Origin of the sequence: Devosia sp. 63-57, from assembly GCF_001899045.1 — a bacterium.
GTDB lineage: Bacteria > Pseudomonadota > Alphaproteobacteria > Rhizobiales > Devosiaceae > Devosia > Devosia equisanguinis.
Map to the genome: position 1 here is coordinate 181,988 of NZ_MKUY01000005.1, position 11,347 is coordinate 193,334.

The 11,347-nt window shown below is 63.6% G+C and carries 10 protein-coding genes; 2 read left to right on the forward strand and 8 right to left on the reverse strand.

Features of this window, described 5'->3' with window-relative positions:
* The first annotated feature begins 56 nt into the window (after positions 1-56).
* Both BGO80_RS09125 and typA read left to right on the forward strand, forming a co-directional pair.
* The gene (locus BGO80_RS09125) at positions 57-1,406 is read left to right on the forward strand and encodes a metallophosphoesterase (protein WP_286721023.1); all 1,350 of its coding nucleotides are present in this window, start codon (positions 57-59) and stop codon (positions 1,404-1,406) included.
* Positions 1,407-1,624: 218 nt separating this feature from the next.
* Positions 1,625-3,439, forward strand: a complete 1,815-nt coding sequence (gene typA, locus BGO80_RS09130; RefSeq protein WP_126150961.1) for a translational GTPase TypA — start codon at positions 1,625-1,627, stop codon at positions 3,437-3,439.
* Positions 3,440-3,630: 191 nt separating this feature from the next.
* Here the strand turns inward: typA and BGO80_RS09135 are convergent, their stop codons facing one another.
* From BGO80_RS09135 to hemN, 8 genes are all read right to left on the reverse strand, one after another.
* Positions 3,631-3,990 (reverse strand): VOC family protein, encoded by a 360-nt coding sequence (locus tag BGO80_RS09135; RefSeq protein ID WP_286721024.1) that lies wholly within the window; start codon positions 3,988-3,990, stop codon positions 3,631-3,633.
* Positions 3,991-4,011: 21 nt separating this feature from the next.
* Complete coding sequence (locus tag BGO80_RS09140; protein WP_286721026.1) at positions 4,012-4,569, reverse strand: dihydrofolate reductase family protein; 558 nt, start codon at positions 4,567-4,569, stop codon at positions 4,012-4,014.
* A 298-nt stretch (positions 4,570-4,867) separates the two neighbouring features.
* Positions 4,868-7,009: a sodium-translocating pyrophosphatase gene (locus tag BGO80_RS09145; RefSeq protein WP_126150964.1), complete on the reverse strand. Its 2,142-nt coding sequence runs from the start codon at positions 7,007-7,009 to the stop codon at positions 4,868-4,870.
* Between the two features lie 187 nt (positions 7,010-7,196).
* Positions 7,197-7,523 (reverse strand): DUF167 family protein, encoded by a 327-nt coding sequence (locus BGO80_RS09150; RefSeq protein ID WP_286721029.1) that lies wholly within the window; start codon positions 7,521-7,523, stop codon positions 7,197-7,199.
* Complete coding sequence (locus BGO80_RS09155; protein ID WP_126150966.1) at positions 7,504-7,806, reverse strand: YggT family protein; 303 nt, start codon at positions 7,804-7,806, stop codon at positions 7,504-7,506. The genes BGO80_RS09150 and BGO80_RS09155 overlap by 20 nt, the downstream gene beginning before the upstream one ends.
* A gap of 516 nt (positions 7,807-8,322) precedes the next feature.
* A complete protein-coding gene (locus BGO80_RS09160) occupies positions 8,323-8,931 on the reverse strand; it encodes a DedA family protein (RefSeq protein WP_286721030.1) in 609 nt (202 codons plus the stop codon).
* 85 nt (positions 8,932-9,016) lie between these two features.
* Positions 9,017-9,910, reverse strand: coding sequence for a heme-dependent oxidative N-demethylase family protein (locus BGO80_RS09165; protein ID WP_286721032.1), 894 nt, complete (start codon positions 9,908-9,910; stop codon positions 9,017-9,019).
* A gap of 51 nt (positions 9,911-9,961) precedes the next feature.
* Entirely contained in the window at positions 9,962-11,317 is a 1,356-nt protein-coding gene (gene hemN, locus BGO80_RS09170; protein WP_286721034.1) for an oxygen-independent coproporphyrinogen III oxidase, read from the reverse strand.
* Positions 11,318-11,347 lie beyond the last annotated feature (30 nt).

The window sequence follows — 11,347 nt, forward strand, 5'->3', positions numbered from 1 at the left end:
TTGTGCCATGCGGCGGGTAAGAGCCAGAGCGTTTCGACGTAAAGGTATGACACGACATGTTTTTATCGACGCTTTCCCGCCGCCGCCTGATCCAGCTCATGGCGGCCAGTGCCGCCCTGCCGCTGGCCGGCACGGTGAGCTTCGCCCAGCAGGCCGCGGTCCGCGCCGTGGTGCTCTCCGACCTGCATTCAGCCTATGACCGGCTGCCTCAGGTGCTGGCGGCCGTCGCCGCCGAGATCGCAGGCGGCGCCAATCTGATCCTGATCAACGGTGACATTTTCGAGTTCGGCAACGTCGCTGCAGCCCGCTCGGCCGGTCGGGCCGATTGGCAGTTTCTTGAAAAGCTGGCAGCGCTGGCCCCGGTGGTCGTCAATATCGGCAATCATGAGCCCGATTTCGACAATGACCTTGCCCAGTTCGTCAGCCAGGCCAATGCGCTTGGGATTTCGGTGATCTCGAACATCCTCGATTCCCGCACCGGCGCCGAATACGCCCCCAGCCACGCCATGCTGGAGATCGGCGGCGCACAGGTGGTGGTGGTCGGCATCGCCACCGACGCGCTCAATACCTATCCGAAAGCCAGCCGCGAGCACTTGATCCTCCCCGCCCCGGTCGAATGGGCCAAGGCCAATGTCGTCGATCTTCTCGCCATGGGCACGGTCGGCATCGTGCTCAGCCATGCCGGCGTGGTCGCCGATCGCGATATCCTGCCCTTGTTGCCGGCCGGAACCCTGTTGGTGGGCGGGCATGACCATCTGGTGCTCACTCATGCCGAAGGCGATGTGGGCTATGTCCATACCGGCTCCTGGTCGAGCCTGATGACGCTGGCAAGCCTTGCCGCCGGCACCGCCCCGGTGCTGCAGCAGGTGGTGATCGACCGCGACGGCGCTGGCGATGCCGAGCTTGCCGCGACTATTGCCGCAGTGCTGGATGAGCATTTGACCGATGAGGAAAAAGCCAGCATCGGATCGGCACCCGAGGCCATGAGCCTGGGTGAAACCGGGCGCTATGTGGCGCAGGTACTGGCGAAGGCGGCAGGCGCCGATATCGGCTTTGTCGGCCACACCTCGTTCGGCACCGGCTTTCCCGCGGCACCCATCAGCCTTTACGAATACAATTCTATCCTGCGCTTCGAAGGCAAGATCGTTACCGCCACGGTGGATGCGGCCACGCTCCGCGACATTCTTGCCCGCGTCAATCAGGACGGCGACATTGCCCTGGACGCTCGCACCGGCGACTTCCTCTATGCCGCCCCTGAGGACCTGGCGGACAAGGACAGCTATGTGATTGCCTGCAATGACTGGAGCGGCATCAACCAGAAGGCCTATTTCGGCCGCGAAGACCTGGTGTTCACCGAAGTGCCGGGCCTGATGCTGAAGCCGACCGTGCGCGACACGCTGCAATAATTCCACCGTGGAGCGGGTTCGGCCCGCTCCGCACACCCGCCCTGCATATTGAAACCTTGTGAAATCGAGCCTCTTGCTATATGCAGCGCCCGACCCTGCCGGACCTCCGCCATGAGCGAGCCCGGCAACATCATATTGCATGGTTTGTACTGGCCAGCCCACCAGAGGTTTCCTCCCGTGGGGCGGTTTCGCGGATCGTGCCAACAAGGCGGACCCTAATGGCCCTGCGAAATATCGCCATCATCGCCCACGTCGACCATGGCAAGACCACGCTGATCGACGTGCTGCTCAAGCAATCCGGCTCCTTCCGCGAGAACGAGCGCGTCGAAGAGCGCGCCATGGACAGCAACGACATCGAACGCGAGCGTGGCATCACCATTCTCGCCAAGGTGACCTCGCTGATGTGGAACGACACCCGCATCAATATCGTCGACACCCCCGGCCACGCCGACTTTGGCGGTGAAGTCGAGCGCATCCTCTCCATGGTCGATGGCGTGGTGCTGCTGGTGGACGCGGCCGAAGGCCCGATGCCGCAGACCAAATTCGTGCTCGGCAAGGCGCTGGCCCAGGGCCTGCGCCCGATCGTCGCCATCAACAAGATCGACAAGTCCGACGAGCGCCACATGGAAGTGCTCGAGGAAATCTTCGACCTGTTCGTCGCCCTCGACGCCACGTCCGAACAGCTCGACTTCCCGGTGCTCTATGGCGCCGCCAAGCTCGGCTGGATGGCCAATGAGCCCGATGGCGCCCGCGACAGCCTGGCGCCGCTGCTCGACAAGGTCATCGAACACGTGCCCGAGCCCAAGGTGGAAGAAGGCCCGTTCCGCATGCTGGTCACCACCATCGAGCGCAACCCGTTCCTCGGCCGCATCCTGACCGGCCGCATCGCCTCGGGTTCGGTCAAGGCCGGTGACGCCGTGCACACCTTGAACCGCGACGGCAAGATCGTCGAAAAGGGCCGCATCTCCAAGGTCCTGGCCTTCCGTGGCCTCGAGCGCAATCCCATCGAAGTCGGCGAAGCCGGCGACATCGTCGCCATTGCCGGTCTCGAGACCTCGACCGTGGCCGACACCATTGCCGTGCCCTCGGTCAGCGAGCCGATTGCCGCCAAGCCGATCGACCCCCCGACCCTGTCGGTCACCTTCCGCATCAATGACGGCCCGCTGGCCGGCCGCGAAGGCGACAAGGTGCAGTCCCGTGTCATCCGCGAGCGCCTGATGCGCGAAGCCGAAGGCAATGTGGCCATCCGCGTCACCCCCGGCGACGACAATGACAGTTTTGACGTGGCCGGCCGTGGCGAACTTCAGCTCGCCGTGCTGATCGAAAACATGCGCCGCGAAGGCTTTGAGCTGACCATTGGTCGCCCGAAAGTGCTGTTCAAGGAAGAGAACGGCGTGCGCATGGAGCCGGTCGAGGAAGTCATCATCGACGTCGATGACGAACATACCGGCGCCGTGGTGCAGAAGCTGACCGAGCGCAAGGGTGAGTTGACCGACATGCGCCCCTCGGGCGTTGGCCGCACCCGTATCCGCCTGCTCGTGCCGACCCGTTCGCTGATCGGCTACCAGGCCGAACTGCTCTCGGACACCCGCGGCACCGCCATCTTCAACCGCCTGTTCCACTCCTTCGTGCCCTATAAGGGCGATCTCTCGGGTCGTCGTACCGGCGTTCTGATCTCCAACGGCACCGGCCAGTCGGTGGCCTATGCCCTGTGGAACCTCGAAGAGCGCGGCCCGATCATGATCGATGCCGGCGTGGACATCTATGAAGGCATGATCGTGGGCGAGCATTCCCGCGAAAACGACCTGGAAGTGAACGCGCTCAAGGGCAAGCAGCTCACCAATATCCGCACCACCTCCAAGGACGAAGCGGTGCGCCTGACCACGCCCAAGAAGCTGACGCTCGAACAGTCGCTCGGCTATATCGCCGACGACGAATATGTCGAGGTGACACCCAAGTCGATCCGCCTGCGCAAGATCTGGCTCGACCCGAACGACCGCAAGCGCATGAGCCGCGCCTCCAAGTCGGCCTGATTCTTTTAGGCTTTTGATTACACGGGCCCCGGTGGAGACACCGGGGCCTTTTTGCGTTTGGGGGCGGGGAGAGGGGAAGCACCCTAAAGAGCCCTCGGGTCAGGCCCGAGGGCGACGGCTGGTGATTGTGACGCGATCAATTACCGCGCTGAGATCGTCACCCTCGGCCTTGAGCCCTTCACGCTCGACCGCTAGTCCACAAACCCCTTGGGCGGTTCGGCCAGGGTGATCTGGTTGCCATCGGCATCGGCGATCTGGGCGACAATGCCCCAATCGCCGACCGCATCCGGGCCGAGCGCGATGCCCGCCGCCGCGAGCCGCTGCCGTTCGGTGTGCATAGCATGGACGACAATGGTGCTGCAGCTGTGTCCGGCATGGGCGGGATCGTGCCAGATTTGCAGCCCACCATCGCGCCGCCACTGCACCATGCCGGGCATGGGACGGTCATCGGGCTCACGCCCCATCAGGCGAGTGTAGAAATCGACACCGGCCTCGAAATCGGACACGGCAATGCAGGCATAGATGCCCTTGATGCGCATAGGGTCTGACATGGTTTGTCTCCTCGGCTGCATCTAGTCGGCGCGCTTGCGATAGACTTGGACCACATTGCCCTTGTCGGTGACCTCGCAACGCACGAGCTCGAGCCTTGTGGTGGGATCGCCGGGCTCGAACAGGTGTCTGCCCGCGCCCGCCACAACCGGATGGGTAATGAGGCTCAACTCATCCATCAGTCCGGCAAACAGCAATTGACGCACCAGCGAAATGCCGCCCATGGCCGCAATGGTGCCGCCCTTCTGCGCCTTGAGGTCGCGCACGACGTCGACGAGTTCACCCGTCATAAGCTGCGAATTGGACCAGGCCGCCATATCGGCCGCAGACAGGGTATGCGAGGCCACATGTTTGGGCACCGCATTGATGAAATCAGCAAAATCCCCGTCCTGGGTGGCATTGGGCCAATAGCCCGCCCAGTCCTGCCAGCCGACCCGACCCATCAGCACCGTATCGGTCTCCGCCTGGATGGAGGTGAGCATCCGGCCCAGCCCGTCATCAAAACTGTCGAACTGGAATTTATAGGGGTCCTGCACCACCCCATCGACCGAATGAAACAGGCCGGCAATCAGCTTCCGCATGGTTTGTCTCCCACAGCACGGACACCCATCATGCGCCCGTTTCAGCTACACGACGAGTGAGGGTGGGGGCGTTCGACATTTTCGAGGTGACGTTCAACACACGCACCGCGCGGTGAGCGAAACCAGATCAAGCTATCGAACTGAAATTTGCAGGCTTGGCCCCGCGCCATCGGGTGAACGAACGCCTGCATATCCTTGAGTCACCCACCTTGACCGGCATAAGTCGAGAGTTCTTTAATGAACAAAAGCCCGGAGCTTACGCCCCGGGCTTTCTTCATTCAGCCCAGACGACGTCTGGTCACCCCAGATGCGCCAGGACTGCCAGCAGCAGGAGCGCCACAATATTCGTGATCTTGATCATCGGGTTGACGGCCGGGCCCGCCGTGTCCTTGTAGGGGTCGCCGACGGTGTCGCCGGTGACGGAGGCCTTGTGGGCGTCGCTGCCCTTGTGATGGGTGACGCCGTGGCTGTCGGTAAAGCCGTCCTCAAAGCTCTTCTTGGCATTGTCCCAGGCGCCGCCGCCCGCCGTCATCGAGATGGCGACGAAGAGCCCGGTGACGATGACGCCCATGAGCATGGCGCCGAGAGCCGAGAAGCCGGCGGCAGGGCCGGCGATCCAGTTGATGAGGAAGAAGACGACGATGGGGCTGAGCACCGGCAGCAGCGAAGGAATGATCATTTCCTTGATCGCCGCCTTGGTCAGCATGTCGACGGCCCGCGCATAATCAGGCTTTGACGTGCCGGCCATGATGCCTGGATCGGCCTTGAACTGGCGGCGCACTTCCACCACCACCGATTGCGCGGCGCGGCCCACCGCCGTCATCGACATGCCGCCGAAAAGGAAGGGCAGAAGCCCGCCAAACAACAGGCCCACCACCACATAGGGATCGGCCAGCGAGAAGCTGAGCGTGCCCATGCCCTGGAAGATCGCCGGCGCATCGGGCAGGCCGGAGAAATAGATGAGGTCCTGAGTATAGGCGGCGAACAGCACCAGGGCCCCGAGACCAGCCGAACCGATGGCATAGCCCTTGGTGACGGCCTTGGTGGTATTGCCGACGGCGTCGAGCGCATCGGTATTGTGGCGCACCGAAGCATCGAGCCCGGCCATTTCCGCGATACCGCCGGCATTGTCGGTGACCGGGCCGAAGGCGTCGAGCGCCACGATCATGCCGGCAATGGCCAGCATGGTCGCCACCGCAAAGGCGATGCCGAACAGGCCCGCCAGTGAATAGGTGACGATGATACCGGCAATAATGGTGAGCGCCGGCAGGGCGGTGGATTCGAGCGAAACCGCCAGGCCCTGGATGACATTGGTGCCATGGCCGGTGACCGAGGCCTCGGCGATGGAATTGACCGGGCGGCGATTGGTGCCGGTATAATATTCGGTGATGACGATGATCAGCCCGGTAATGACGAGGCCGACCACGCCGCACCAGAACAGGTGCCAGGGGGTAAAGGTCTTGTCATTGGCGGCGATGGCAACGTTCATGTCGCCGAACATCAGCCATAGCACCGGTAACAGCGCCACCAGCGACAGAACGCCCGAGGCGATGACGCCCTTGTAGAGCGCACCCATGATATTGTTGTCGGCGCCGAGCTTGACGAAATAGGTACCAATGATCGAGGTCACGACGCAGGCGCCGCCAATGGCCAGCGGCAGCACCATGCCGATGAGCCGGAACGGCTCGGGCAGGATGATGGCGGCCAGCACCATGGTGGCGACGATGGTGACCACATAGGTTTCGAAGAGGTCCGCCGCCATGCCGGCGCAATCGCCGACATTGTCGCCCACATTGTCGGCAATGGTGGCGGGGTTACGCGGATCGTCCTCGGGAATGCCGGCTTCGACCTTGCCCACCATGTCGCCACCGACATCGGCGCCCTTGGTGAAGATACCACCGCCGAGACGCGCGAAGATGGAGATCAGCGAGGCACCAAAGCTGAGGGCCACCAGCGCATCGATGACGGTGCGGCTGGTCGCCTCAAAACCCATGCCGCGCAGCACGAGGAAATAGAGCGTGACACCGAGGAGGCCAAGGCCGGCCACCAGCATGCCGGTGACGGCGCCGGACTTGAAGGCCAGATCAAGGCCCTTGGCCAGCGAGCCGACGGCCGCCTGGGCGACGCGCACATTGGCGCGCACCGACACATTCATGCCGATAAAGCCGGCAGCGCCCGAAAGCACCGCGCCGATCAGAAAGCCAATGGCCGCATAGGGCCCGAGCAAGAGCCAGGCGGCGACGAGGATGACGACGCCGACAATGCCGATCGTGGTGTATTGCCGCTTGAGATAGGCCGAAGCGCCTTCGCGCACCGCGGCCGAAATCTCCTGCATGCGCGCCGAGCCCGCATCGGCGGCCAACAGGCCTTGGGTAGTGACTATGCCGTATACGATAGACAGACCGCCACAGGCGACGATCAGCCAGAGTGCCAAATCCATAAGTCCAGTCCCTCGAATGTGTCCTCCGAGGAGCCCGCACCGGCTGGGTTCGGATCGTGACGCCCGCGCCCCCGCCAGTCCTCCGTCGAGCCCCTTCCAAGCAAGGAGCTTACCGGGATTGCTGGGTTAAGCAATTGGAAAGTGTGACGGTTTGTCGCGGGGGTTTTGGGGGGAGGCCCGAGCCCGTTCAACCGCCTGCGACGGCCATGGCGCGTTCGGCGAGGACCGTGGCATCGCCGGAGACGACGAGCGTTTTCTGCCGGCTGGTGTCGCCGCTTACCAGGCTGATGGTGGATTTGGCAGTGCCAAGCGCCTTGGCCATCAGGACGATGACGGCGGCATTGGCCTTGCCCTTGTCGGGCACGGCACTGACGCGGACCCGCAGCACGCAGCTGCCGTCGTCACGGATTTCTGCGCCATCTATGGCGTCGCGCCCGGCATTGGGCGTTACGCGCAGATGGAGGACGAGGCCGGTCGGCGTTGGCCGGAACCAGCTAGATGCCGGCGCGGACAACGGCAGGATAGATGTAATAACCGATGATCGACTGGATGAAGAACAGCAGCAGGAAGGCGATCAGCGGGCTCAAGTCGAGGCCCGAGAGATTGGGCATGAAGCGCCGGATGGGGTTGAGCACCGGCTCGGTCAACTGATTGACCACGCGCCAGACGGCGGCGACGAACTGGTTGCGCGTATTGATGACGTTGAACGAGATCAGCCAGCTCATAATGATCATGATGAGCAGCACCCACCAGTAGAGCTGGAGGAGGATGAGGATGATATCGAGAACGGCGCGCATGGGCGTCTCCGGAAAAAAGCTGGGACTTATCTAGTCGCTGGGTCCGCTGGCGACAAGACCTTGCGGCTTGCGCTGGCGACAAGACCCGCTGTCTTGCGCGGGCTGAAGGCTGCCAGCCCGCGGACATGTCAGGGCCCTGCATCGAGGTCAATGTATGCAGGGCCCGAATGACTGACGCCCGGTACGCAGCACTACTCTTCCGGACGCTCCCCCAATTGCACGAACCGTGCCAGTTCGACGGGCGCGGCAAACCGGGCGGCAAATGTTAAGCCCTTATGAAGTTTCGCATTTTGCGCACCGCTTTGCCTTGCAGAATGCAAGAGGCCTCGCAAATTGCAAGGGACTGCTAGAGCGTTTCACGTTCTGGTTGATGCGGCTCCATCGCCCCCTCCCCCTTCAGGGGAGGGTCGGGGAGGGGGTCGTTCAGTGACATGCTGATGGACCCCCGCCCTCATTCCCTCCCCTCAAGGGGGAGGGAGGCGAAAGAGTTGAGAGTCCACCTCAGTTTGAAATGATCTAATCGCGCGGCTTGCTCGGTTTCCAGGTGATGACCCGGTAGAGATAGATGAGCACGACCAGACCCAGCACCACATAGCTCAGCGGATCGAGCACCACTTCGATGACGTGGTAATGCTCATGCAGGATAAAGCCGGCCATGGTCAGGAAGGTATTCCAGATCAGCGCGCCAAGCGTCGAGGCGACAACAAAGATCCAGAGCGGCATGCGCGACAGGCCGGCGGGGATGGAGATCAGCGTGCGAATGAGCGGGATCAGCCGGCCGAACAGCACGATGATCGGCCCATAGCGCTTGAACCAGGTGACGGCAATGTCGATCTCGTCGGCATTGAAGGCCATGAAGCGGCCGAACTTGTCGGCCAGCCAGCGCACCCGATCGAGCCCGAAAAAGCGACCGGCGAAATACCAGGGCAGCATGCCCACCACCGCGCCGACCGTCGCCGTCGCCAGAACGCCGAACAGGTTGAGATCGCCATTGGCCGCCGCAAAGCCGGCAAAGGGGATGATCAGCTCGGACGGAATCGGGGGAAACAACGATTCGGCCAGCATGACGAGGAAAATCCCGACATAGCCAAGCTCTGAAATGGTCTGGATGATCCAATCGGTCATGAATACCTTCGCGCGTTCGGGAAATGATCGGGCCGGGATAGCCGCTGCCTGCGCCGAGGTCTATCCCGCGCGGGTCAATATAGGGTTAGGACCCGCCGAGCTCCGTCAAACGAGCGAGGAGACGGTCTTTTTCCAGCGTCAGGCCCTTGTAATCGAGCTGTTCGGGCGTCAGCGCGCGCACCTGGTCGATGAGCGCCGCCGCGATGGCGGGGGCGTTAGGGCGGCTGGCGAGCTGGTCGAGGCTTTCGGTAGAGATGCGGATGGAAAAGGCCATGGCGCCGGTCTCGGGCAGCTTGCGCAGGGTCTGCCGCTCGACGCGCAGGATGACCGGATCGGCGCGGTCCCCATGGCCAAAGCGCCGGATACCGGGGCCGAGGCTGTCGGGATGATGCAACCGGTCATCGCCATAAAGGGAAAAATTCCAGCGGATCATCGGCGTTTCCGGACGGGTGGCGTCGAACATGCGCGCCATGATCTGGGCGGAACGGGTGCCCGGCCCGAAGCCGGGAACCGGATCGTGAATGGCGTCGAGCTGCCTGCCGAGCTTTTCGGCCAAAACCCAGGACGAGGGAAAGGCGAGACTGCCCGCAGTCAGCCGCCAGCCTTCGTCACCGCGTTGCAGCAGCAGCAGATCGTCCTGCACCAGTTTTGCCGCCACGGCGAGCGGGGCGTCTTCGGCCTCGGTGGCGACCACCTGATCGAGCGGCAGGATGCGCAGACCGGTGCCGGTGGCCTGCCACAGATGCGGAAAGCGGGCGGGCAGATAGTCGACCAACAGGGCCAAAAGTTCGGCCTGCGCCGCTCGGCTCTCCGGCAATTCGGCGAAGATATCAGGCGTCCCCAGTGCCTGCAGCCGGGCCTTTTCGCGCAGCTGCTCGGCAAGGCACGCATCCGGCTCGAGCCAATCCTCAAGCGGCAGCGGCCTGGTGCCGATCTGGAACAGGCGCGAGGAACCATCATAGGGCGTGGCATGCATCATCGCCGAGCTATGGCGCCTGCCCGGACGGCTGGCAACCCCCCGCCCCGCCGCCTAGACGGCGATGGAGTGGCGGGCGGTGCCGAGATCGAGATAGGCGTCGAGCCGGGCGGCGATGGTGCGGATGAAGGGGCGGCCGGCATCGGTGACGATGACAGTCTCGCCATCGAGCACCAGCAACCCATCCTTGTCGACCCGCGCCATGGCCAGGAGCTCCTCGTGCAGCGCCGCTCCGGCCGCGCCGAAGGTGGCGAGATCGGCGGGGCCGATGGCAAAATGGCAGAGCAGGGTTTCGATGGCATGGCCGCGCAGCCGGTCGTCCTGGGTCAGGGCGACACCCCGAGCAATGGCGCCGGAGCCGGCATCGACGGCCTTGCGGTATTCCCCGGTGGCGGTGATGTTCTGCACATAGCCCTGCGGCAATTGCCCGATGGCCGAGGCGCCCAGCCCGATCAGCGCATTGGCGGCATCATCCGTATAGCCCTGGAAATTGCGGCGCAGCTGTCCAGTGGCGGCGGCACGGGCCAGACTGTCACCGGGCAGCGCGAAATGGTCGAAGCCGATCGGCGCCATGCCGCCCGCCACCAGCATCTTGGCGGCCAGCTGCGCCTGCGCAAAGCGGGCATGGCGACCCGGCAGGTTGGCATCGTGGATCAGCTTCTGATGCGGCTTCATCCAGGGCACATGGGCATAGCCGAACAGCGCCGCCCGATCCGGCTGCAGCGACAGCGCCTGTTCGATGGTGCGGGCAATGCCCGCCTCGGTCTGGAACGGCAGGCCATAGAGCAGGTCGAGATTGACCGAGCGCACGCCGCGGCTGCGCATGGCCTCGACCACGGCCGCCGTCTGCTCGAAGGTCTGGATGCGGTTGATGGCCTTTTGCACCACGGGATCGAAATCCTGCACGCCCAGGCTCGCCCGCGTCAGGCCGAATTCGGCCATGGCATCATAACGGCCATCGTCGAGATCATTGGGATCGATCTCGATGCTGATCTCGGCATCGGGGGCGATAGTGAAGCGCTCGGCGAGCAGCGCCTTCAGCGCCAGGAGATCGGCGGGAGTGAGCAGGGTAGGCGAGCCACCGCCCAGGTGAATGGCGGTGACCCGACCGCGTCCGGCCAGTTGCCGGGACACCCAGTCGATTTCCCGATGCAGCGACTTGAGGTAATCGGCGACCGGTTCATAGCGCAAAGTGTGCTTGGTGTGGCAGCCGCAGAACCAGCAGAGCCGGTCGCAATAGGGAATGTGCAGGTAAAGCGAGAGCGTTGCGTCCTCGGGCAGCGCGGCGAGCCAGTTGGCATAGGTCGCGGTATCGATCCCGGCATGGAAATGCGGCGCGGTGGGATAGCTGGTATAGCGCGGCACCGCGGTCGAATAGCGGTCGATCAATTGCGCAGTGGTCGGGGACATGGCGGTTCCGGGGCTCGGGATCATGCCACA

Coding starts and splice junctions, on each gene's coding strand:
- BGO80_RS09125 (WP_286721023.1), top strand. CDS start 57: ATGTTTTTATCGACGCTTTCCCGCCGCCGCCTGATCCAGCTCATGGCG.
- typA (WP_126150961.1), top strand. CDS start 1,625: ATGGCCCTGCGAAATATCGCCATCATCGCCCACGTCGACCATGGCAAG.
- BGO80_RS09135 (WP_286721024.1), bottom strand. CDS start 3,990: ATGTCAGACCCTATGCGCATCAAGGGCATCTATGCCTGCATTGCCGTG.
- BGO80_RS09140 (WP_286721026.1), bottom strand. CDS start 4,569: ATGCGGAAGCTGATTGCCGGCCTGTTTCATTCGGTCGATGGGGTGGTG.
- BGO80_RS09145 (WP_126150964.1), bottom strand. CDS start 7,009: ATGGATTTGGCACTCTGGCTGATCGTCGCCTGTGGCGGTCTGTCTATC.
- BGO80_RS09155 (WP_126150966.1), bottom strand. CDS start 7,806: ATGCGCGCCGTTCTCGATATCATCCTCATCCTCCTCCAGCTCTACTGG.
- BGO80_RS09160 (WP_286721030.1), bottom strand. CDS start 8,931: ATGACCGATTGGATCATCCAGACCATTTCAGAGCTTGGCTATGTCGGG.
- BGO80_RS09165 (WP_286721032.1), bottom strand. CDS start 9,910: ATGATGCATGCCACGCCCTATGATGGTTCCTCGCGCCTGTTCCAGATC.
- hemN (WP_286721034.1), bottom strand. CDS start 11,317: ATGTCCCCGACCACTGCGCAATTGATCGACCGCTATTCGACCGCGGTG.